The sequence below is a fragment of the Brachyspira hampsonii genome, assembly GCF_002214805.1.
Taxonomy (GTDB): Bacteria; Spirochaetota; Brachyspiria; order Brachyspirales; family Brachyspiraceae; genus Brachyspira; species Brachyspira hampsonii.
In genome coordinates, this window is record NZ_CP019914.1 from 3,050,829 (window position 1) to 3,075,320 (window position 24,492).

The 24,492-nt window shown below is 27.3% G+C and carries 22 protein-coding genes; 19 read left to right on the forward strand and 3 right to left on the reverse strand.

Translation table 11 applies throughout. The features are described from left to right. The first annotated feature begins 4 nt into the window (after positions 1–4). The 7 genes from BHAMNSH16_RS13570 to BHAMNSH16_RS13600 all read left to right on the forward strand — a co-directional run bounded on the left by BHAMNSH16_RS13570 (position 5) and on the right by BHAMNSH16_RS13600 (position 6,782). On the forward strand, positions 5–583 hold the full coding sequence (locus tag BHAMNSH16_RS13570) for a LolA family protein (protein ID WP_069731484.1): 579 nt from the start codon (positions 5–7) through the stop codon (positions 581–583). Further along, positions 576–2,882, forward strand: coding sequence for an MMPL family transporter (locus BHAMNSH16_RS13575; protein WP_083250045.1), 2,307 nt, complete (start codon positions 576–578; stop codon positions 2,880–2,882). Before BHAMNSH16_RS13570 ends, BHAMNSH16_RS13575 begins: the two co-directional genes overlap by 8 nt. A 51-nt stretch (positions 2,883–2,933) precedes the next feature. After that, positions 2,934–4,106 (forward strand): beta-ketoacyl synthase N-terminal-like domain-containing protein, encoded by a 1,173-nt coding sequence (locus BHAMNSH16_RS13580; RefSeq protein ID WP_008731946.1) that lies wholly within the window; start codon positions 2,934–2,936, stop codon positions 4,104–4,106. 18 nt (positions 4,107–4,124) lie between these two features. After that, positions 4,125–4,616, forward strand: a complete 492-nt coding sequence (locus BHAMNSH16_RS13585; protein WP_069731485.1) for an ApeP family dehydratase — start codon at positions 4,125–4,127, stop codon at positions 4,614–4,616. Positions 4,617–4,632: 16 nt separating this feature from the next. Continuing rightward, the gene (gene fabG, locus BHAMNSH16_RS13590; RefSeq protein ID WP_039955019.1) at positions 4,633–5,361 is read left to right on the forward strand and encodes a 3-oxoacyl-ACP reductase FabG; all 729 of its coding nucleotides are present in this window, start codon (positions 4,633–4,635) and stop codon (positions 5,359–5,361) included. 77 nt (positions 5,362–5,438) lie between these two features. Then, positions 5,439–6,107 carry an ankyrin repeat domain-containing protein gene (locus BHAMNSH16_RS13595; protein ID WP_008731959.1) on the forward strand — a complete coding sequence of 223 codons (669 nt, stop codon included), beginning with the start codon at positions 5,439–5,441 and terminating at the stop codon, positions 6,105–6,107. Between the two features lie 48 nt (positions 6,108–6,155). Continuing rightward, complete coding sequence (locus tag BHAMNSH16_RS13600) at positions 6,156–6,782, forward strand: D-sedoheptulose-7-phosphate isomerase (RefSeq protein WP_008731961.1); 627 nt, start codon at positions 6,156–6,158, stop codon at positions 6,780–6,782. Positions 6,783–6,883: 101 nt separating this feature from the next. On the opposite strand, the gene BHAMNSH16_RS13605 is transcribed toward BHAMNSH16_RS13600, so the two are convergent. Beyond that, on the reverse strand, positions 6,884–7,867 hold the full coding sequence (locus BHAMNSH16_RS13605; protein ID WP_069731486.1) for an ABC transporter substrate-binding protein: 984 nt from the start codon (positions 7,865–7,867) through the stop codon (positions 6,884–6,886). Positions 7,868–8,051: 184 nt separating this feature from the next. Between BHAMNSH16_RS13605 and BHAMNSH16_RS13610 the strand changes: the two genes are divergently transcribed. The 7 genes from BHAMNSH16_RS13610 to pta all read left to right on the forward strand — a co-directional run bounded on the left by BHAMNSH16_RS13610 (position 8,052) and on the right by pta (position 16,046). Continuing rightward, positions 8,052–9,095: a glycosyltransferase family 9 protein gene (locus BHAMNSH16_RS13610; RefSeq protein ID WP_069731487.1), complete on the forward strand. Its 1,044-nt coding sequence runs from the start codon at positions 8,052–8,054 to the stop codon at positions 9,093–9,095. Between the two features lie 45 nt (positions 9,096–9,140). Then, positions 9,141–9,899 (forward strand): MBL fold metallo-hydrolase, encoded by a 759-nt coding sequence (locus tag BHAMNSH16_RS13615; protein WP_008731461.1) that lies wholly within the window; start codon positions 9,141–9,143, stop codon positions 9,897–9,899. A 65-nt stretch (positions 9,900–9,964) separates the two neighbouring features. Beyond that, complete coding sequence (locus BHAMNSH16_RS13620) at positions 9,965–10,633, forward strand: hypothetical protein (RefSeq protein ID WP_008731463.1); 669 nt, start codon at positions 9,965–9,967, stop codon at positions 10,631–10,633. A 48-nt stretch (positions 10,634–10,681) separates the two neighbouring features. Then, positions 10,682–12,040, forward strand: coding sequence for a magnesium transporter (mgtE, locus tag BHAMNSH16_RS13625; protein ID WP_008731465.1), 1,359 nt, complete (start codon positions 10,682–10,684; stop codon positions 12,038–12,040). Positions 12,041–12,144: 104 nt separating this feature from the next. After that, a complete protein-coding gene (locus BHAMNSH16_RS13630; protein WP_008731467.1) occupies positions 12,145–13,782 on the forward strand; it encodes an ankyrin repeat domain-containing protein in 1,638 nt (545 codons plus the stop codon). A gap of 82 nt (positions 13,783–13,864) precedes the next feature. Beyond that, a complete protein-coding gene (locus BHAMNSH16_RS13635) occupies positions 13,865–14,743 on the forward strand; it encodes a DMT family transporter (protein WP_008731469.1) in 879 nt (292 codons plus the stop codon). A gap of 295 nt (positions 14,744–15,038) precedes the next feature. Beyond that, entirely contained in the window at positions 15,039–16,046 is a 1,008-nt protein-coding gene (gene pta / locus BHAMNSH16_RS13640; RefSeq protein WP_008731470.1) for a phosphate acetyltransferase, read from the forward strand. A gap of 100 nt (positions 16,047–16,146) precedes the next feature. Here pta and BHAMNSH16_RS13645 read toward each other — a convergent pair whose 3' ends face one another. Then, positions 16,147–17,169: a diguanylate cyclase gene (locus BHAMNSH16_RS13645; protein WP_069731488.1), complete on the reverse strand. Its 1,023-nt coding sequence runs from the start codon at positions 17,167–17,169 to the stop codon at positions 16,147–16,149. Between the two features lie 182 nt (positions 17,170–17,351). On the opposite strand from BHAMNSH16_RS13645, the gene BHAMNSH16_RS13650 reads away from it, so the two are divergent. The 5 genes from BHAMNSH16_RS13650 to BHAMNSH16_RS13670 are packed head-to-tail and all read left to right on the forward strand — an operon-like array spanning position 17,352 to position 22,719. After that, entirely contained in the window at positions 17,352–18,236 is an 885-nt protein-coding gene (locus BHAMNSH16_RS13650) for a hypothetical protein (protein WP_008727615.1), read from the forward strand. Positions 18,237–18,252: 16 nt separating this feature from the next. Then, the gene (locus BHAMNSH16_RS13655) at positions 18,253–19,347 is read left to right on the forward strand and encodes an FtsW/RodA/SpoVE family cell cycle protein (RefSeq protein ID WP_008727618.1); all 1,095 of its coding nucleotides are present in this window, start codon (positions 18,253–18,255) and stop codon (positions 19,345–19,347) included. Then, positions 19,344–20,417: a UDP-N-acetylglucosamine--N-acetylmuramyl-(pentapeptide) pyrophosphoryl-undecaprenol N-acetylglucosamine transferase gene (locus BHAMNSH16_RS13660; RefSeq protein ID WP_008727619.1), complete on the forward strand. Its 1,074-nt coding sequence runs from the start codon at positions 19,344–19,346 to the stop codon at positions 20,415–20,417. Before BHAMNSH16_RS13655 ends, BHAMNSH16_RS13660 begins: the two co-directional genes overlap by 4 nt. 18 nt (positions 20,418–20,435) lie before the next feature. Further along, the gene (murC, locus tag BHAMNSH16_RS13665) at positions 20,436–21,824 is read left to right on the forward strand and encodes a UDP-N-acetylmuramate--L-alanine ligase (protein WP_008727621.1); all 1,389 of its coding nucleotides are present in this window, start codon (positions 20,436–20,438) and stop codon (positions 21,822–21,824) included. Next, positions 21,793–22,719, forward strand: coding sequence for a UDP-N-acetylenolpyruvoylglucosamine reductase (locus BHAMNSH16_RS13670; RefSeq protein ID WP_008727622.1), 927 nt, complete (start codon positions 21,793–21,795; stop codon positions 22,717–22,719). Before murC ends, BHAMNSH16_RS13670 begins: the two co-directional genes overlap by 32 nt. A 238-nt stretch (positions 22,720–22,957) precedes the next feature. Here the strand turns inward: BHAMNSH16_RS13670 and BHAMNSH16_RS13675 are convergent, their stop codons facing one another. After that, the gene (locus BHAMNSH16_RS13675) at positions 22,958–24,358 is read right to left on the reverse strand and encodes an HD-GYP domain-containing protein (protein ID WP_069731489.1); all 1,401 of its coding nucleotides are present in this window, start codon (positions 24,356–24,358) and stop codon (positions 22,958–22,960) included. Positions 24,359–24,492 lie beyond the last annotated feature (134 nt).

A 24,492-nucleotide genomic window follows, 5' to 3' on the forward strand; every position in this document is an offset into this window, starting at 1 on the left:
CAATATGAAAAATATTTATTTTATAATTATGATTTCTTTTGTATTTACATCTGTTTTGCTTACTCAGGTTAAAGATGAATATAAAAATGCAAAACTATTGAAAGGCAATTATACTCAAATAGTAACTCAGAAAGGAAGAAGTTTTGAATCTTCAGGTGATTTTATTATAGTAAATGGTTATGGTATATGCTGGTTTACTAAAAGTCCGAAAGAGTCTATAACAGTAATGGGTGAAAAAAATGTAGTTCAGATAATGCCTGACGGAAAAAAGAAAGTTATGGCTGATTCTAATAATGCTATGTTTGCTCATATAGCTAATATAATAAAATCAATTTTTACTTATGATGATAAAACTATAAATGAATCATTTAATCAAAATATGAATGGAAATATTGCAGTTTATAGTCCTAAAACTAATGAGCTTAAAAAAATAATAGAAAAAATAGAAGTAACTTTTTCTAGTGCCGGATATATAGAAAAAATAAAAATGTATTCTTCTAATAACAGTACAACAGAATATATAATGAAAGTTTTATCTAAATCTAATACAGTAACATCTGAGGAGATAAAATATTTTGAATAAAACTATTCTAGATAATAGAAGAAATATTTTTACGATTATTTGGATAATTTTTCATTTATTTGCAGTTATATTATTTTTAGTAAGATTTGAAAAAACTGCAAAAATAGATACTAATTTTTTGTCTATAACACCTAAGTTCTTAGAAGATAAAGATTTTCAAAAACCTTTGGAAGATTTCTTTTATAAAAATTCAAGCAGTGTAAAAATATTTATAGAAAGTGAAAATTTTGATGATGCCAAGTATAATGCATTAAAATTAGATGAATATATAAAACAGTCTTATAGTAATGTTTCAGTTAATTTATATTCTAGAAATTATGATGATATTTTAGGTACAATGATAAAATATAAATATCAGCTTCTTTCAAAAGAGATAAGAAATTATTTATTGAATGATGAGGAGTATATTGTTGCTGAAAATGCTTTAGCAAATTTTTATTCTCCTTTTTTTATACCTATAGTTGATAATATTGAAGATGATCCTTTTTTAACTGTTAATTCAAAAATAAATGAGATTCTCACTTCAGAAAATAATTTGCAGTCTAGAGATTCAATACAATTTATAAATTATAATGATAAATATAATATTCTTGTTAATATTGACATGCCTAAAAATATTGACAATGAAAAGTTTTTTAATGATATTACAGAGTATTTAAAAATATTAGAAAGAGAAGGAAGTATAAATACATATATTTCAGGCGTACCAGTGCATACTTATTATAGTCAGAAAAGTGCTAAGTTTGAAATTACTATTATATCTATAGTGTCATTTATTGTTATTTGTCTTATATTTATTTTTATATTCAAATCTTTGAAGCCTTATATAATTTCTATGTGTACCATATTATTATCCGGCTTATCAGCATTTTTATATTCATCTGTATTTTTTGATTCCATTCATATATTTACATTTGTATTCGGAACAAGCCTTATAGGTATATCAATAGACCATTCTATACATTTTATAACTGAATGGTATAATGAAGAAGATAAAAAAGAAGTATTAAGAAAAATATTTCCAAGCATGCTTTTGGGATTTGTAACTACTATAGTGAGTTATTTGTCATTATCTTTAACTTCTCTTATATTATTGAAACAGATAGCGGTATTTTCCATATTCGGACTTTTAAGCTCTTTTCTTACAGTAAACATAATATATCCGTTATTATTTAAAAACGATAAAAGTGTGATAAATAAGTCTATACTTAATAAAAGTAAGAATATCTTAAATGATTATATAAAAATAATAAGCATAAAAAATGTATTAATTATATTGACAGCGGTTATTATAGTTTCTATAATATTCATACCCAAAATAAAAGTAAATTTTTCTGCTAATCAGCTTTATAACACACCTAATTTTTTATTAAATAGTGAAAGGGAAGTTTATAAAAGATTAAATACATCTCTAGCAAAAAATATTATTATTTCAAGAGGAGATACTCTTTCAAAGGCATTATATGCCGAAGAGAGTATAGAAGATAATTTCAGTAATAATAATTATACGGCTATATCTAAGATACTATATTCAGAAGAGAGACAAAGAGATAATGTTAAGTTAGTAAATGATAAATTAATGCCTATATTAAAAAAACAGACTGATGCTCTGAGTTTAGATGATAATTCCTACAATAGAATAAAATCAGAATTTGAAAAAGCTAAAGATGAAGTTCTTGATATAAATAAAATACTTGAAAATACAAATTTCAATGATTTAAATAAAATTATAGTTACTAATAATAATAAATATTTTATTATAGCAACAAGTGATTATGATACAAATAATATAATAAAATCGGATAATAATGATGTAAAAATATTTAATATAAGCGAAGAAATTAATGATGCTTTGGATAATACGGCAAAAACTGCTGTAAAAATGGCTGTAATTGCTTATATTATAATATTTATAGCTATGATGATATTTTTTGAAACTAGCAAGGCTATAGCTATAATAATTGTACAGTTGATGTCTGTATTAATAAATTTATCAATACACTCTATATTCGGTATTAATATAAATATATTTTCTATATTTGCTTTGATACTTTCAATAGGAATATCAATAGATTATTCTATATTTTTCTCAAATAGTGCTGCAGATAAAGAGATTACATTTTTAGCTGTATTTTTATCCATGATGACAACTGTATTATCATTCGGTACATTAGCATTCAGCAGTTTTATACCTGTAAAATCTTTCGGGTTATTTTTGTTTATTGGAATTTTATCATCATTTATAATTTCACCTGTACTATTTAATTTTAATAAATTGATAAAAAATAATAGTGATTAAATAATTTGACTTTTTTGTTATAGAATTATATACTCGACTCTGAGGTATTATATGAGTAATGTATTATTAGATTTCGGAATTATTAATTGTTTGGCTAGGAATAAGGAAGAATTGTATAATAAATATTTTTTAAACGGAGAATATGGTTTAAAAGAAAATAATGATTATGTTAAAAAATTTTTCTTAGGCAAAATAGACAATGACTTTTTTAATTTTGAGCTTGATAACCCTTATAATAATAAAATAAATAAAATGGCTTTGCATGCGGTCAATCAATTAAAGCCTATAATAGATGAGGCTAAAAAGAGATACGGAAAAAATAGAATATCCGTTATAGTAGGTACTTGTGAGAATGGAAGCGATGAAACTAAGGATTATATATTAAAAGGAAGTGTAATTGATGAGAAAAAAATATTGATTATGCAAAGCCTTAATATATGCTGTGATTTTTTAAAGAAATATTTTGATGTTTCAGGCATATCATTTACTGTATCTACTGCATGTACTTCTAGTGCCAATGCTATAATAGCAGCAGATGAGCTTATAAGAAGCGGAGTAATAGATGCTGCTATAGTTGGAGGAGCTGATGTTGTAACTGACACTGTCGTTTACGGATTTGATTCTCTTGAAGTGGTTGATTATAATAAAACTAATTCTTTTTCAAAAAATAGAAAAGGTATAAATTTAGGAGAAGGTGCTGCTTTTACAGTTATTGCAAAAGATAATTTAATTGATTCAAAAAATGCTTTATATCTTAAAGGCTATAACAGTAATTCAGATTCTCATCATATGACTAGTCCGGATATAAACGGCACTACTACAAGCAAATGTATCAATGATGCTTTAAAACATGCTGATATGAATATAAATGATATAGATTATATTAATCTTCATGGCACAGGCACTTCAATAAATGATAAAATGGAAAGCACTACTCTAAATATAGTTAATGCTGCTAATATATACTGCAGTTCTAGTAAAACATCATTCGGTCATACTATAGGGGCAGCAGCTGCTATGGAGCTTGGAGTTTGCTATATTGCACTTTCTGATATTAATAAAGAAAAAATACTTCCTCCGCATTTATATGACGGTGAGTATGATGATACATTGGCTAAAATAAATTTGGTTACTAGTAAAGTTAAAGCTGAAAGACTTGAAAATTGTATGAGCGTATCCTTTGGTTTTGGAGGAAGCAATACTTGTTTGATAGTAGGAAAATAATTTTGTATTAATAATATTATGGAAAATAAATATAAATTGAATATACCTCATAAAGGAAAAATGTTATTGATAGAAGGTATATCTGATATAAATTTTGATGATAAAGAGATACTTTCTTTTGCAGATATTAAGAAAGATAATATTTTTTATGATATTTCAGAACCTGAAGGTATAGACTCTTATATATTTACTGAATATGCAGCACAGACTGTGGCGGCTTATAATGGTGCTTTATCAGATAATGATGATAATAAAAGAATAGGGTTTATTTTAAATATAAAAAAAGCTGATTGTTATATAAAAAAGATAAAATCTGATAATAGGGTTTATATATTTGTAAAAGAAACTTTTAATGATAAAAAAATTGCTTATTATGATGCAGAGGCTGTTCTTTATAATGATGATATAAATACTTTAGATGAATATAAAAAAATAGTTAATGATGGTAATAAAATTATGGACTGTTCTATAATGGTTATGGAAAGTTCTGCTGATGTTTTTAACATATAGGATAAACGGATATAAAATGAAAAATAAATCTATTTTAATAACAGGTGCTTCAGGAAGTATAGGGTTTGCTATATCAAAAAAAGTTATAGAAAACGGATACGATGCTGTAATGTGCTACAATAAAAATGATTCTTTTATAGAAAAAATAAAATGTTTTGCAAAGGATTATGATGTTAATATAAGATTTTTGAAAATGAATATTACAGACAGAGAAGAAGTTAAAAATATTCTTGTTAAAGATATAGAAGAAAACGGCTCTTATTATGGTGTAGTGCTTTCATCTGGAATAACTATGGACAATGCTTTTCCTGCTATGACTGAAGATGAATGGGACAATGTTATAGATGTTAATCTTAAAAGTTTTTATAATGTAGTTAATCCTATTATTATGCATATAATAAGAGCAAGAAAAGGCGGAAGAATTATAGCAATAAGTTCAATATCCGGAATTATTGGTAATAGGGGGCAGGTTAATTATGCTGCTTCTAAGGCGGGACTAATAGGTGCTGTTAAATCTTTAGCTATAGAATTGGGTAAAAGAAATATTACTGTAAATTGTATTGCTCCGGGTATTATTGAAAGCGAGATGATAAATGATGAAATAATAGAGTATGCTAAAAATATGATAGCTTTAAAAAGAATAGGGAAACCTGAAGATGTTGCTAATGCTGTAAATTTCTTATTGTCTGATGATTCTAATTATATTACTAAACAGGTTATAAGTGTTGACGGTGGAATGTATTAATTATTTTACAAAAAATATTTTACAAATATTACTTTAATTATATTATATATAATAGCTATATATATATTGAGTTATTTATGAAAAATTTAATAAATATTATTTTCACTTTTGCTTTATTAGTTAATGTATCTTATGCCTTGACTGATAATGAAAGCCAATTTTTAAAATCCTGTGAAGAGGGTAAATATGATGCAGTTGTATCTTTTATAAATAAAAAGGTTAATATTGACACTGTATCAGAAGACGGAGTTACAGGATTAATGCTTGCCTCACATCATGGGCATACTGCTATTGTAAGGCTTTTGATTAATTCTAAAGCGGATCCGAATATTGCTGATAAAGTAGGATATACTGCTTTATTAATGGCTGCTGCAGGCGGATATAATGATATTATAAAGATTTTATTAAAGGCAAAAGCCGATGTCAATGCTGCCAACAGTTATGGAGAAACCGCTTTGCATATAGCTTCATATAAATTGTATGCTGATATAGTTCAGACTTTGATTGATTATAAAGTGAATATAAATGCTGTTAATGATGACGGAGATAATGCTTTAATAATGGTCTTTATGTCGGCTGATAAAAGTGAGAATATGCTTCCTGTTGCTAAACTGCTTTGCGACAATGGTATAGATGTTAATGCCAAAGATAAAAATGGAAGAACTGCACTTACTTATGTTAAAAATAATTATAAAAAGCCTGATACTTTGATATCATTTTTAACAGAATATGGTGCTTCTGAATAATATTTTATAAATTTTTAATTAATTATAATTTATTTTAAGGATTATTAAATGATAGAAGAATTGATAAAAAGAATACCTAAATTGGAAAATATAAAATCGAATATTGAATCTGCTATAAATGAAACTATAAAATGCTATGAAAGAGGAAATAAAGTTTTGATAGCAGGAAACGGAGGAAGTGCCTGTGATAGCGAGCATATAGCAGGTGAGTTATTAAAGAGTTTTTTAAAGAAGCGTCCTATTAATGAAGAGATACGAAAGGGGCTTTTACAATTTGATGACGGAGAGTATATCGCTGATAATTTGGAATCTCCTTTGAGAGCTGTTGCTTTAACTTCGCATTTAGGACTTTCAAGTGCTTACCTTAATGATAAAGAGCCTTATTTGGTATTTGCTCAGCAATTATTAGGATTCGGAGATAAAGGAGATATATTCTTTGCTATAAGCACATCAGGAAATGCCAAAAATATTATTTATGCTGCTAAACTTGCTAAGGCTATGGGAATAAAAGTTGTATCTTTTACAAATGAAAACGGAGGAAAACTTGCTGAGATGGCTGATATTGCTATTAAAGCTCCGGCAAAAGAAACTCATATATCTCAGGAATTTCATGAAGCAATATATCATGAAATTTGTATAAGAGTGGAAGAACATTTCTTTAAAGAAAACAGATAATTGTTAAAGGTTAAAAATAGCGGGCTTGTAATTATTATATAATTGCAAGCCCTATTTATTATGTAGTAATATAAAAAGGAACTATTATTGTTTATTATAGTTTAATTATTATAAATATTGTTTGGTATAGTAAGTCCTAATTTATCAATCATATTAGTATTAACAACAAAGTCATGATTTTGAGATGGCTCTAATGGTATGTTTTTTATATCATTTATACCTTCTAATACTTCTATTGTTTTTTTAGCTGTAAGTATTCCCATATCATAATAATCAACGGAATATGTAACAGTGCCTCCTATTTTTGTCATGCTGGCATCTGCACATACAATCGGAATTTTTGTGCTTTCTTCTATCATAGCAACATTAGCCATGCTGTTTGCTATTATATTGTCTGTAGGAGAGAATATAGCATCTACCTTATTTACGGCACTTAACATAATTTGCTGTATTTCATTTGCATTGGCAACAGTTAAATCAATATACTCAAGTCCGAGAGAATCTAATTTTTCTTTAGCTAATTTTATTTGATATGCAGAATTAATTTCACTTGAGCAGTATAAAAGTCCTATTTTTTTAGCATTCGGCAATAGTGTATGCATTAGTTCTATTTGTTTTTCTATAGGCGGTAGATTTATTACACCTGTTACATTTACATTTGGTTTATTTAAATTCGTTACCAGCTTTGCACCTATAGGATCTCCTATTCCTGAAACTATTATTGGTATATCCTTTGTTAAATTAACGGCTGATTGTGCAGAAGGTGTGCCTATTGCTATTATTATGTCTTTTTTATCATTAACGAACTTTTGTGCTATTGTATTGCAGTTTGCCTGTTCTCCCTGAGCATTTTGATAATCTATATTTATTTTTTTATTGCTGTCCTTGTAATATTTATTTAATTCATCTGTTATGCCTTTATATATTAAGTCCAATGCATCATGCTCTATCATCTGACTTATTCCTATTGTTATAACTTCATCAGTTTCAGTTTTTGGATATAAATATTTTTTGCTTATAGTAAATGATGATACCAATATAAATATTATTATCAATGTAAAAATTATAGTTTTATTTCTTTTCATTTTTCAATCCTTTTATATTTAATTTTTAATTTCATTATGAATTACTTTATATAGTAATATTACTATATAAAGTAATTTTGTCAATACTATTTATAGTATTTTTTGTATATTTTTATTATTTTTTATTGATTATTATAAAAAAATATATATTATTGTATTATTATCTAATAAGGGCATTGCTATAATGAAGATACTTTTAATAAAACAAACATCATTGGGAGATGTTTTGCATATTACTCCTGTTATAAGGGCATTAAAAAAATGGAAGCCGGATTGTAGTATAGATGTTGTTACAGATAAAAGAGCTTTAGGAATATTAGAAAATAATCCTTATATAAATAAATTGTATGTTTTGGATATATACAGATATGAAACTGAGATATTTAAATCTCCTTTATTATTTTTTTCTACTATAAGAGAGTTTTTTTCACATATAAAAGATGTTAGGAAGGAGCATTATGATATAGCTATGGATTTGCAGGGACTTGAAAGGAGCATTATATTTTTGTATTTATGTCATTCAAAAAAGAAATATGCCAAAGGTAAATGGTTAGGAGTAAAAAGCAATTATTATAAAGATATAAATGCTATAGTAGGGTTATTATCTTTTTTGAAGTTTATAGACTGTCCAGATGATGGTACTGATTTAGACTATTTTTTACCTAAAAACATAGATATAGATTTTGCTGAAAGGATAGAGAAGATAAAGTATTCAATAAACAGCAATTTTAATATAGATAGTGAATATATAGTTTTTTCTCCATTTTCGAGATGGGAAACTAAGGATTTGCCTGTTAATAAATCAAGGGAAATAATAAAAGAAATACAAAAATTAAAAGATATACAAATAATAGTTTCAGCTACATCCGATTATAATGAAAAATGTTCTGAAATAGTTAAGGGTTTTGATAATGTAGTCAATACTTCAGGACTTTTCAATTTGTCTGAATTAGCATATTTGATAAGAAATTCTAAAGGAATGATTACGGTTGATTCTTTTCCTATGCATACAGGATGTGCATTTCAAAAACCTCTTATAGCAATATTTGGTCCAACAAGCGAAGTTAGGGTAGGACCAATTGCAAAAAATTCTGAAACTATAAGAGCAGAAGGACTAGAATGTGCAAGATGCTATAAAAGAAAGAACTGCCATAATAATCATATATGTATGGAAAATATAGATGCTGAAAGTTTAGCAAAAAGATTTATAGAAAAGATTAAGTATTGATATAAAAAATATAAATTGTATAATATTATAAAGAGGGGGTATATCATGAAAATAACTTTTTTGGGTACAGGTACTTCCGATGGTGTTCCTATGATTGGATGCAAATGTAAAGTATGCAGAAGCAAAGATAAAAGAGATAAGAGAACAAGATCCTCAATACTAATAAGACATAATGATAAAAATTATGTGGTTGATACTTCCGCTGATTTTAGAGCTCAGATGTTAAGAGAAAAAGTTGATAGACTTGAAGCGGTATTTTATACGCATTCGCATGCAGATCATACTTCCGGCATAGTTGATTTGAGATCATTGAATTTTATAATGCATTCGGCAATAGATTGTTATGGCAATAAAGAGACTATGGATAATTTAAGAGAGAAGTACGATTTCTTTTTTAATCCTATTCAAGTAGGAGGAGGACTTCCTCAGGTAGTTTTTCATCATATAGAAAATGAAATGATTTTTGATGATATTAAAGTTACTCCTATTGCGGTAAAGCATGGGGTTCTTAATATACTTGGTTATAGATTTAATAATTTTACATATATAACAGATGCAAGCCATATAAGCGATGAGAGTTTGAAATTGATTGAAGGGACTGAAGTTTTAGTTTTAAATGGATTAAGATACAGACAGCATCATACTCATTTATCTTTGCAGGAATCTGTAAATATAGCGGATAAATTAGGCGTGAAAAAAGCTTATTTTACTCATATGACGCATGATGTTTTGCATAGACATTTAGAAAAAGAACTGCCTGCAAATATGTATCCTGCTTATGATGGTCTTAGTATAGAAATTTAATGATTTGACATTATATTGTTTTTTTTATATTATAATAATAGTAAGATAATTTAAGAGAGAACATTATGAAAAAATTAACAGCATCATTATTTTTTATTATATTTTTTAGTATTAATGCATTTTCTCAGCATGGAGGCGGTGTTGCTTTATTTGTTCCATTAACAGGAAGTTTTGCATTTGCTGATTTGAGAGGATTAGATAACAGTAAAATTGATATACTAAAAGGAAGCAGTTCATTTGATTTCGGAGTATTACTTCAGCCGGGATATTTTTATGATTTCGGAGGATTATTGGGTTTTGATGTTTTAGCCGATATAGGATATTATAGAAGTTCTTATAAATATATAAACTCTCAAGATGCCGGAATAGTTTCTTATACATTTGATACTTTAAATACGGGTGCTATGTTTAGAGTTACTTTTTTAGTTCTTTCTTTAGGTATAGGAGCAGGGGCTAAAATACCATTGGCTGCTGATTTGAAGGATGGGGATTATAATTCTAAATTAAATGCTGATGAAATAAAAAAATCATTTACATCTGCTGTTATACCATATCTCAAGTTTACTATAGATTTTAAATATAATTTAAGCAGTTTTGCCGCTATTGCAGCGGGTTTATACTTTAATTATGATTTTGCTATGAATTACAAAAATCCTAATTATTCAAGATATAATATACATTCTTTTGATTTTGGAGTACAAATAGGTACTTATTTGGTTGGAACTAGTTATTAATTTACTATCAGACTGATTTTATATTATTGATAAATAGGATATAGAAATATGCTTAAAGAACTTTTACAGCCGGAAATTGAGGACCTAATAGAAGAAAAAGAATGGGAAGCATTAAGAGATATACTTACTTTATGGCAGGAGGTAGAGACAGCCAATCTCATTACTTCTCTCAAAAATGATGATAAATATAAAGTTTTTAGTATCTTACCTAAAGATTATTATTACAAAGTATTTCCTGAACTTGCTCCTATAGATCAGCAGAGAATCATAGAGGATATGCAGGAAGCAGATATTAAAGACCTTTTAGAAAATATTAATCCTGATGACAGAACATATTTTTTGGCATCTATTCCTGAAACTATGTCTGAAAATATACTAAAACTTTTAGGAAGTGAAGAGCGGGAAATAGCTTCTTGGCTTTTAGCATACCCTGAAGGAAGTATAGGGCGTTTAATGACCCCTGAATATATAAGTATTAAACCAGATTGGACAGTAAATGAAGCATTTGAATATGTGAGAAGTAATATAGAGGAATCAGAAACATATACTACTTTGTATGTTATAGATGCAAAAAGAACATTGATTGGCTCTATTGCTTTGAGAAAATTATTTTTTATAGATAAAGACACATTAATATCAGAAATAACTAATAATTGTCCCTATATATCGGTTTATGATGATCAGGAAAATGCTATTGATATAATAAAAAAATATAATCTTCATTCTCTTGCCGTTGTTGATGACAGACATTCTATGATAGGAATAGTTACTGTAGATGATATAATGGATATAGCGGAAGAAGAGTATACAGATGATTTTCATAAAATGGCAGGAATAACTTCAAGCGAGGATCAGTTTGATGATAATTTGAAAATTACACCTATATCAACCCTTTATAAACAGAGGATATTATGGCTTTTAATATTAGTATTTATTAATATATTTTCAGGAGGTGTTATAGGGATATTTCAAAATACTCTGCAGAAGCATATAGTTTTGGTTGTTTTTCTTCCTTTGCTTATAGGAAGCGGGGGTAATGCCGGAAGTCAGTCTGCTACTCTTGTTATAAGATCTTTAGCTATTGGAGATGTGGTATTAAAGGATTGGTTTTATATGCTTTCAAAAGAAGTATTAGTGGCATCTATGTTAGGTTTGAGTATGGCTGCTGGGGCGTATATATTAGGTGTCATAAGGGGAGGATTAGAAATAGCGGCTATTGTATCTATATCAATGTTTAGTATAGTTTTTATTGGAAGTATTATAGGGCTTTGTCTGCCTTTTATACTTACTAAATTCAATATAGACCCTGCTATAAGCGGAGCACCTATGCTTACTTCTATATGCGATATAGTTGGTACGGCTTTATATTGTTCTATAGCTACTATAGCTTTTATAATATTTTTTTGATAATTGTTAAATTATTGTTAATATGTTATATTATGAAAATAAAATATATTTGACTATTTATGCTTTTATATTACATTTAATATATAATATGAGGTTTATTATTTATGAGAGAAATTGAGATTGAATTACATGAGGCTTCTGCCAAAAATAATATATTAGCTGTTGAAATATTATTAAAAAATAAAGACATAGATGTTAATTTAAGCAATATATTGGGATTAACTCCATTAATGCATGCCTGTAAATCAGGCTATAAAGAAATAGTTGAATTACTATTAAATGCAGGTGCAGATCCTAATAAAGCAGATCAATTATGTATAACTCCTTTAATGACTGCATGTGCTAATGGTCATAGAGATATAGCGGAAATACTAATAAAAAATAATGCTTTGGTAAATTTGAGTAATTGTAATAATGAAACTCCTTTGCATTATTCATGTTCAGAGAATTATTTTGATATTATAAAATTACTTGTAGAAAATGGTGCTGATGTTAATGCTAAAACAGATATTAATATAACACCTTTGATGTACTCATGTCAGAAATCAAATTTTGAAGCTGTTAAATTTTTAATAGATAATAATGCCAATTTAGATGATGTTGATATATATGAGGAAACAGTATTATCCTATGCAATATCAAGCGGCAATATAGATATAGTGGAGTATATACTCAATAGAGGCGATATAGAAATACCTAAATATTCTCTGACAGTTGCAGCTATTAGCGGTAATTTATCATTAGTTCATTATATACATTCAAAATTAGGCGGAAATAAGCATAATGTATTTTCAAGTGCTTTTATATCTGCTGCTTATAATGGGCATTTAGATGTTGTAAGATATTTTTTTGATAATTCAAAAAAGAAAGCTCCTAAAGCATTAGCTATAGCGGCATCTGCGGGGCATAAAGATATAGTTAAGTATTTCCTTATGAATAAAGTACAGCCTGACGGAGTTAATGATAATGGAAAATCTGCTTTAATATTATCAATAGAAATAGAAAATAAAGAAATTATAGATTTATTAATAAAACATAATGTTAATGTTAATCAGACTGATGATGATTATGTTACTCCTCTTATGTATGCATGCTATATTGGAAATATTGAGATAGTAAAAACTTTGCTTGATAATAATGCTGATATTAATGCTTGGGACAGTATAGAAAGAAATGCTATTGTTCATGCTATAATAGCAGGAAACATAGATATTGTTGAACTTCTATTAATGTACGGAATGGATTTAAAAGAAAATGAGAAATCTATTACCTATTTGATGTGGGCTGTTATATATGATAATTTAAAGTCTGTGAAATACTTAATAGAGAAAGGTGCTGATATTTATCAGACGGATATTAATGGCTGGAATTGCTTTATGTTTGCATGTGCAAAGGGATATGATGATATGGTTCAATATATTTTAGATCTTTATCCTGATATTATTGATAATAAGAGTAAATTTGGTGAAACAGCTTTGATGATAGCCGCTGATAATGGAAGAACGAAGATAGTGGATTATCTTCTAAAAAATAATGCTTCTATAAAAGAGCAGAATGTAAATGGTGATACAGCTTTGTACATGGCTTCTTCAAAGGGCTATTTTGAAATATGCGAACAATTAGTTAAATACTATGAAATCAATGATTTTAGTAATAATATATTTGAAAAAGAATATGATATTGCTAAAGAGAAAGGTTATGTAAGTATTATAAATTTATTTAATAATAAACTAAAATCATAATTTAATTAATATACTTTGACATTTTAATCTAAATATTATATTATCTAATACTAATAAATTTAATTATTAGGTTAAATGGTATATGGCTAACAAAGAAAGATTGGGTACTATAGGTATATTTTTAACAGCATTAATTTGGGGATACAGTTTTGTTGCGGTTAAGGTTGTAGTCAGAGAAATAGAACCTTTTTATCTTGTAGGTATTAGAAATTTAGCCGGAGGTATTTTTTTATCTCTTGTATTTTTCAAAAGAATGAAAAATGTTTCTAAAAAGGATATAATATTATCAATACCTGTAGGAATAGCATTATTTTTAGGCTTCTTTTTGCAGACTATGAGTTCCAAATTTATAACAGCTTCAAAGGTAGCATTCTTTACAGGTTCTTATGTTATATTCATACCATTTTTTTCTTGGATAGTGTATAAGAAAAGTCCTCACATTTCAGCATTTATAGCAGCAGTAATTACAGTTTTAGGTTTATATTTGTTAAGTTCTTTTGAAGGTTTTTCTAGTATAGAGTCCGGAGATTTATTTGCTTTGCTTTGTGCAGTTGTATTTGCAGTTCATTTAATGCTTATAGATAAAATGCTTGAATATGTAGACGGCATCATAATGGCGGCATTGCAGCTTATTATAGCCGGAATAGTATCTCTTTCAGTAGGAGCATTAACTTCAACTCCTTTCAATATCAATAATGTTTCTAGTGAATCTATTTACTCTCTTATTTATTTGACTATAGGAGCTACAGGAATTGCCTATTTACTTCAAACTGTATCACAAAAGTATGTAAATCCTAGTAAGGCAGGCATTATACTTAGTTTGGAATCATTTTTAGGTGCTTTGGGAGGAGTTATTTTTATGAAAGATCCTGTTACTATAAATTTTATTATAGGAGGCAGTTGTATGATAGCGGCAGTATTTATATGTGAGATAGGAAGCAGTATAAAAAAAGAAGCATAATATATTTTTATAGTATTTATTTTGCTTTTTAATCAGTATTATTTTTATTGATATATTAGCACAATAAATTTTATTATAGTATAAATATGTATGATTATTAATATATATAATTTTACTATTTATAGTGTATAAATATAGAGTTTTATATATAATTGATGATGAAATATTGCTTGCAGAGAATTAAAATTAATTATTTTTAGTAAAAATTATACTTATGCCTAGTATATGTTTGCAAAATTCTAATTTATGTATTAAAATATATAAACATAATTTTATTTTTTAAGAGGTTTTTATTATGGCATCATTTATGGATAATTTAAAAGAAAAAGCGAAATCTAATCCAAAAACTATAATATTAGCAGAAGGATATGATGAAAGACATGTTAAGGCTGCTGTTATACTTGAAAAAGAACAGTTAGTTAAAGGACTTATATTAGTAGGAGATACTGCTAAAATACAAAGTTTAGCTAAAGAAAATTCTTTGAAATTAGACGATGGTTTTGTTAGAATTTTCGATCCAGCCAAAGAAGCTAAAACAGAAGAATATATTGAAATGCTTTTCAAAGCCAGAGAAAAGAAAGGTATGACTAAGGATCATGCTAAAGATTTAATTACAAACCATTCTATATATGCAGCAGCTGCTATGATTGCTGATGATGATGCTGATGGTATGGTAGGAGGAGCTGTTTATTCTACAGGTGAAATGCTTAGAGCTGCTTTATTTTTAATCGGACTTAAAAAAGGAATTAGAACTTTATCATCTACATTCTTCCTTGAAAGCCCTGATAAATCTTTATTTACAAATGGTATATCATGTTTTGCTGACTGTGCGGTTATACCTGAACCTACACCTGAACAGCTAGCTGATATTGCTAAAGCTACAGCTGAATCTTATAGGAATATGACAGGAAATGAGCCTAAAGTTGCTTTACTTTCATTTTCTACTAAAGGTTCTGCTGAACATGAATCTATTACTAGAGTTAGAGAAGCTAAAAAAATATTAGATTCACAAGATGTTGATTTTGTTTATGACGGAGAAATGCAGTTAGATGCGGCTATGATTGAAAGAGTTGCTGCTCAAAAAGCTCCGGGTTCTCCTATTAAAGGCGATGCTAATGTATTTATATTCCCAGAATTAAACTCAGGAAATATTGGACACAAAATAGCTCAAAGAGTAGGAAAATGTACTGCTATAGGTCCTATGCTTCAAGGTATAGCTAAGCCTGCTAATGACCTTTCAAGAGGATGTTCTGCTCAGGATATTGCTGATTTGGCTGTTATAACTTCTTTACAAGCTAAATAATTAATTTAATAGATTATCATTATTCATGGCTGTCAATTAATTCATTGGCAGCCATTATTATATAATAATATTTTATTTTAGATTGTATTTACAGTGTAAATTAATGTAATATTACTTTATTTCTTCCGAGATGTTTTGCTTCATACATTGCCGTATCAGCATTTTTTATAGTATCTGCTATAGGTTTTTTAGATGTACCTTTATGTTCGGCAATACCTATGCTCACAGTTACATTTATAACAGCAGATTCATAATTAAATCTTTTCTTCTCTACAGTTTTTCTTATTCTTTCTGCTACTATATAGGCTTGTTCTTTCTTAGTATTAGGACATATAACAATAAATTCTTCACCCCCATAGCGAATGGCTATATCACTTTTTCTAAGCATATTCGTATTATCAGAACTATTGCTTAATAATCTTCCTATTTCATGAAGAACTATATTACCGCAGTCATGTCCGTATATATCATTAATATCCTTGAAATGATCAAGATCCATAAATATAATAGATATACTATGTTTATATCTTTTAGCTCTTTCTACTTCTTCTTCTATTATCTTGTTGAAATATCTTACATTAAATAAACCTGTTAAAGGATCTATAGTCGATTGAGCATGCAAAGTGTCAATTTCCTTCATCAATTTCTTTATTACTTTATCTTTTTCTATAGAAGATTTCTTTTCTATTTCATTAATAGCAACGTTCAGGTTACGCATTCTTATTTTTATTATATTTTCATATATATCGTATATATTGATGATTCCAATTGGGTAATTGTCATTATTTATTATGATTAAGTAATCAATTTTTTTTTCTTTCATGATATCGAATGCAACTGTAATATCATCTTCAGGATGTGCTATTACAAGATTTTTATTCATAAAAACTGATATTGCTTTATTAAAAATATTTTTGGAATCTTTTTTATTGACATTTTTTAATATATTTACTAATAGTTCATTATAATTAATAATTCCAACTATTTTATCAAAATCATTGATAACGGCTAATATTTTATTAGAGGATTTAGATACAAGAGAAGCCACCTCTAGCAGAGTAGAGTCTTTTTTTATGACTTCAATTCTATTTTCCATTACCGATTTTATAATATTTTTATACATTAAAAAGTACCTTGTATAATATACAAAATATATTTTATATTATCATATATAGGCTTTTATTTCAATATGTTTTTTGTATATATCAATAGCCTATTAAAATAGTAAAATGATGTTTTTTATCTTGATTTTTTTATTTTATAAAGTATCATATTTAAAAAGTTTTCATAATTTTTGAGATTTGAATGAGAAAAATAAATATTCTTGTAGTATTAGTATTTATATTTTCAAAGATTGTTTTTGCAGATATAAATACTCTTTTTAATATGGATATATATGAAAGGAATTTACCAATTAATACTAATACAGGTATTTACAGTAATGAACTTTTTATAGAACAAACTGCTTTGGGGGGATATAACCACATAAAATTTAATTTAGAAACTAGATTATATTATAGATTATATTTTTATAAGAATGCCACAAATTTTTTGTTTAAGAATACAAAAGTTGATTTCGGTGTAGAGAATAATTTTTCATTGTCTTCTGATATGATTGGGCTGTATGCTGATGTGAAGCCATTATCTTTTCTAGGTGTTAGGGTGAGCGGATATGCTGATTTTATGTTTAATGCTATGAATTTTGGTTATGCTGGATTTGATAGTAAAGATGTTAGCTATTCTTTTGATGAATTATATGGTATGTCAAAGGGTGATGCGTTTGGATATATAATAAATATTTCTCCGTATTTTATATTTAAATTTGATAATTTTATTTTGATAAATAATCTGAATATGTCTTATGTGAATGTTGGGGATAAAAAATATTATTATGATCCTAGAACTTCAATATTGCATGCGAAAAGTGAATTTGAATTAATCAATGATTTTTTTCTTTTAGGAAGAATAAGTATGTTTTATATAGGCGGATATTACGGACTTACATATTTAGTTAATTCAAAACATTTATCGCATAAATTTGGTATGGCTGGTATTATAAACTTTAAATTTTTAAAAGAAACTTTAATTTTGAATATAGGAGCATCTGCAGGACTGCATGTAGGACTTCCTCATTATAATAATACGACATTTATAGAATTTAAGATGTCTTTAGGTTATAAGATACTATAAAACTAAAAGAGTGTTTATGATAAATAGAAAATTGTTTCCTGATAAATATTTATTAATAATATATATAGCTTTACTTGTAGCTGGATTAGTTTCCATATATGGAGCACAAACAATACATGAACCTAATACTGCATATTTTTCTAATCATTTGAAATTATTATCATTTATGTTTGTTCTTACTATTATTATGTTGCTAGTTCCTGATTTCTTTAGTTTTTTGGATAAGATGGTTCCTCTTATTCTGATTTTTACTTTGGTGCTTCTTATATGGGTATGTTTATTTGGTATAACAGTTGCCGGCAGTTATGCAAGAAGATGGCTTCTTCTTCCTTTAGGCATTACTATACAGCCTTCAGAAATTGCTAAAATAACATGCAGTATATATTTTGCTAGTGTCTTAAGTAAGAAAGGAGAAAAACTTATTGATATAAAAAGGGGATTATTTCCGCCGCTTCTGATTTTAATAATAGTTTCAGGACTTATTTTGATAGAACCAGATTCCGGAACAGCACTTTTGTTTTCTATAGTTGGTTTTGCCATATTCTTTTACGGCGGAATACCTCTAAGATCTATATTGCTTTCAGGTGTTTTTTTATTAATTCTTTTTGCCATTTTTATTTTTAATACGCCGTATATGAGAAGCAGAGTTGTATCATATTTAGACCCTCAGAGTCAGCCTGAAGAAGAAGTTTATCAAATAAGAAGGGCTAAGCTGGCATTTAATTATGGTGGAGTTACAGGGATTCCTGATGAATATATAGCTGATGTTAGTACGCATTTACCTGCTGCTTTAACTGATTTTATATATGCTTCTGTATCGCAAAGGTACGGATTGGTAGGGAATTTGATTATACTGCTTTTATTTTTATCATTTACTATTAGGGGATTTATAATATCGTCACGCACTAAGGATCTGTTTTTAAAAAATCTTTCATTTGCTATTACGATGTTCATTAGTGTGCAGGCATATTTAAATATAATGGTGGCTACACTTATGCTGCCTACTACAGGTATGACACTTCCTATCATTAGTTATGGGAGAAATGCTTTAGTTGTTAATATGATAATGATAGGTATCTTATTAAAAATAACTCAAAGGAGAGAACAATGAATGTAATTTTATGCGGAGGAGGAACTGCCGGACATATAACTCCTGCTATTTCTATATATGATTATATGAAAAAAGAAGGACATAAACCTAGACTTGTTGTTGCTCAAAAGGATTATCATTTGATACCGGGAAATTATGATTTTAATACTATAAATATTAATTCTCCGGGTAATTTCTTTAAGAAAATAATATTTATATTAAAATTTATACCTGCTTTGTTAAAATCATATAATATAATAAAAAAGCATAATCCTGATTGTGTAATAGGTATGGGGGGCTTTGTATCATTTCCTATGCTTTATGCTGCTAAGACTAAAAATATACCTATATTTTTATGCGAACAAAATTCTATACCCGGCAAAGTTAATAGAATGTTTTATAAAGATGCTAAAAGAGCATATTTAACTTTTTCAAAGACTTTAGAGTTTATGCCTAATGGAAAAGTTTTTGGAAATCCTGTGAGAAATGATTTCTTTGTAGTTCATAGAGAAAGTGCAAGAATCGTTATGAAATTAAAAGAAGATGATAAACTTTTAGTTGTTATGGGAGGTTCTCAGGGGGCTTTGAAATTAAATGAATTATTTTTTGAATGCATAAAAGATATAAAAGCTAAGGTTAATAATTTGTATATAGTATGGCTTGCTGGTCCTAAATGGGCTAATGATATGATTGCTAAAGTGAATAATGCTAAATTTGAAAATGTTTTTGTGCATAGTTATTATAAAGATATGGCAAATTTACTTCATGCTGCGGATTTTGTTATATCAAGGGCGGGAAGCAGTTCTATCAGTGAGATATTAGCTGTTAATGTTCCTTCATTATTGGTGCCTTTTCCTTATGCCACAGATAATCATCAGTATTTCAATGCTTTGGATTTACTTAATAAGGATATGGCATATTTGATAGAGGAGTCTGATTTGGATAAGGAAAAATTAGAAAATGTTATTATAAATAATTTGAATAATGATGAAAGATTGAAAAAAATGAGGGAAAATATTAAAAGTAATTGGAGTGCAAGGGCTGTATCTTCAATAGTTGATGATATAACTGAAGTTTTAGGAAAAAAATAATTAAATATTGAGGAATATATGTTTACAAAGAGAAAAGAAAAGATACATTTTATAGGAATCGGCGGAATTGGAATGAGTGCTATAGCAAGTGTATTAAATGCTATAGGTTTTACTATAACAGGCAGTGATTTGGCTAAAACAGCGAAAACAGAATCTTTGGAATCTGCGGGAATAAAAGTATATTATGGACATAAGGCTCAAAATATAGAAGATGATGTTACGGCAGTTGTAACTTCATCGGCGATAAGCCCTACTAATGAAGAAATTATAGAAGCAAAAGCAAAAAAGATAACAGTTATACCTAGGGGAGAAATGCTTGCAGAACTTATGCGTTTGAGATACGGTATAGCAATATCAGGATCTCATGGTAAAACTACTACAACATCTCTCATAAGTCAGATAATGATGCATGCAGGACTTAACCCTGTTTGTATAATAGGAGGAAATCATTTTAATTTGAAAAGCAATGCTGCTTGTAATGATTTAAGCAGTGAGTATATGGTATGCGAGGCAGATGAGAGCGACGGAAGTTTTTTAAGACTTTCTCCTGTTATTAATGTAGTTACTAATATAGATAATGATCATTTGGATTATTATGGAAATGTTGAGGCTTTGAGAGTTGCTTTTTTAGAGTTTATTAATAAAGTTCCTTTTTACGGATGTTCATTTTTATGTTTTGAGGATAATGTTGTAAAAGACTTATCAAAAAGTGCTAATAAAAAATATTATTCTTATGGATTTTCAAAGGATTATGATTTTTATGTTGATAAAGATTCTATTAGGGTAGAAGCACCAACGACATATTTTACTGCATATCATAATGATAAATGTTTGGGAGAGTTTTCTGTTCCGCTTATAGGAATTCATAATGTATTAAATTCTTTGGCTTCCATAGGTGTAGGTGTTCATCTGGGTATAGAGATTGATGATATAAAAGAAGGCTTAAAAACTTTTGAGGGTGTAGGAAGAAGATTGAATAAGCTTTATGATAAAGAGATAACTTTATTTGATGATTATGCTCATCACCCAACAGAAATAAAAGCTACACTTTCATCGGTAAAAAATGCTTATAAAAACAGGAGAATAATAGCAGTATTCCAGCCGCATAGGTACAGCAGAACAGAACTTCTTCTTAATGATTTTGAGTCTGCATTTAATGATGCTGATGAAGTGATTATTAGTGATATTTATGCAGCAGGAGAAGCACCTATAGCAGGAATAAGCGGTGAAATTATATGCGATGTAGTGAGAAGACAAAATGATCATATAAGATATGTTCCAAATATAGAAGATTTATTGCCGGTGCTTGATGATATTAAAAAAGACGGAGATATAATATTAACTTTGGGGGCTGGCAATATAGTAAGGATTAGTAATGAATATGCAAGAAAATTACAAAATAGTTGAGAGCTTTCTCAAAGAAAAAAATATAGAATATTATATAAATCAGGCTTTTAGTAAATTCAGCAGTTTTAATGTAGGAGGAAATATTGATTTATATATTATAATAAAAAAAATATCTGATTTTTTAGAGCTTGCTGATTTCTTCTATAAAAATGTTATTGATTATTTTGTGATGGGTGATACTAGTAAGGTTATAGTTTCTGATAATGGTTATAATGGAATAATAGTTTCATTGGAAGGAGAATTTGAATCTTTTGAGTTTTTGGAAGATGGGGTGTTAAAATCTAATAGTTCGGCTATTTTAGAGAGACTTTCTCATGAATCAAGAATTAGAAATTTATCAGGATTAGAATTTGTGGCTTTGGTTAATACTAGAATCGGTGCTGCTATATATGATAAATTTGAATCTTTTGGCATATCTCTGCTTAATTTTGTTAAATCTGTAAAATTATTTAATAAGCAGGATTGTACTGTAGCGGAATTAAGTAAAGATGAATATTCAGCTTTAACTGATAAGGAAAAAAGATTTATAATCATATTATCAGCAGTATTAGTATTGGAAAAAGACAGCCCTGAAAGTATTGATAATAGAATAGATTGGTTTAGATATATAAGAGGTTCTGTTGCACCTACGGAGGCTAGTATAGGTCCTGTATTTGATGATTTTTATGATGTTAAAGCTTATGAGATGGTGGAAAGGGTAGGAGGACTTGATATGAAGTTCGGAGCTATGAGATGGCATAGAAGATTTCCGAACTATATTATCAATGAATCATTATATGACTCTAAAAATGAAAGCACAGCTGAAGATGTTATTAATTTGATAGAGGATACAAGAAAAAAAATAGAACAGCATTATGCTTTCAATCCAAAAATTAATATTGTTTTACTTAGTTAATAGTTAAGTATTTATTTGAATATAAAAATAAAATGGCTTATTTTTTAAGCTGTTTTATTTTTATAATATAATATATTTAGCATTTTGAGCATGTTTATTTATTTCTAAATGTGTAAATAATTTGCAAAATCAGATTGTACATAATATATTTTTCTGCGGTATCATTTTTTTAATATTATTTGAATTGTTTGAAGAGGAATACTAAACATTATAATAAATTAAAGATGCAGTAAATTTATTATTTGTTATTAGCTAAATAGTTTTTAAAAATTGAAAATATTATATAATCTATTTTTACTTCATCTTTTAAAAAGTTATTGTACATATAATCTATTATTTCTATATCTGTATTGATTTCATTTATAAAAATATCATGTTTATATTTGAGAAAATCGTATAAATCTAATATTTCTATAATTTTAACAGGATAATATATGAAAGCTGTGAAATTAAATATATCTTTAGAATCAAAACTGATTAAATATGGATATTCAAAATGAGGTCTTTTGATTCTCATAGCTTCACATATTGTCATTGCAAGTCCATGTCCGTATCCGTAGTATTCATGATGAACTCCTACAGCTAAGTTTATATCCTGATTATCGGATATTGAATATTTTATGTAATTATATGATTTAATAGAATGCGAATACAATTCATTATTTATATTAATATTTTCTGTTGGTAAATAATTAATTATTTCTGTTAATGTAATATCATGGAGAAATGCTGCTATGGACATATTGACAATTTCACTATAATCGAATTGTCTTATTCCCAATTTGAATATATTATCTAATTTTGATGTATCTTTTATAAAATTATTTTTCTTTGATACTTTTGCATAATAAGGCATATAATCATTTTTCCATTTAGCTCTTATTTTTGAAAGCATTCCCATACTAATATTTTTATTATAGAATATCATAAATTCTATTGTATGAATAAATAATCTATTACTATGATCTATTATATTGCATCCTGTAAATCCTATTACATTACTGAATATATCAGGCTTTTCATAATTTTTATTGAGTAATACGAATGCACTTTCAGCAATATTTTTCATTAATTCTTCATAGTTTGTATTATAGTTTTTGGATTTAAGATTTTCATTATTTTCAGATATATTTCCTATTACATTTATCCTTATCATAAGTCCCAATCTTACCAATATTTCTCCTAGTATACTTGCAGCTTTAGATGTGAATTTGTCTCGGTTTTCTTCTATCTCCAATTCTATGATTAAGTTTTTTATATTTTCAACTCTCTGATATTCATTCATAGATAATATATTTTCAAGTATAGCTTCCTGAGCTTTTTCTGTATGTTCTATAGGGTCTTTACAGTTCGTAAAAATTGAGTAGAAATAATCTTTATTATTTAATTCATTAGGGTTTATAAAAAACTCTATCATATCCAAATAGGATTTATATATATAATATTGAGCTTTGTTGAATAGAGGGTTTTCTTCTAAATTATTATTAAATAAGTAATCTATTTTATTATATGGTATAACATTAACTATACCATTTTTATTTTTAGAAATAATTTCTATTTTGTCTTTTAGTATTACTTCTTTATAATCTTTTATTTTATCTAACGGTATTGTTACATAATTATCTAAATTAATTCCCATTTAATTACCTTATTAGTTGTTATTATTATAATTATACATATATAAAATAATAAAACAAATGTTTTAGTTAAAAAAATTTGGAAAATATAAAAAAATTATTATATTATAACAGTATTAATAATAAAAATTGGAGA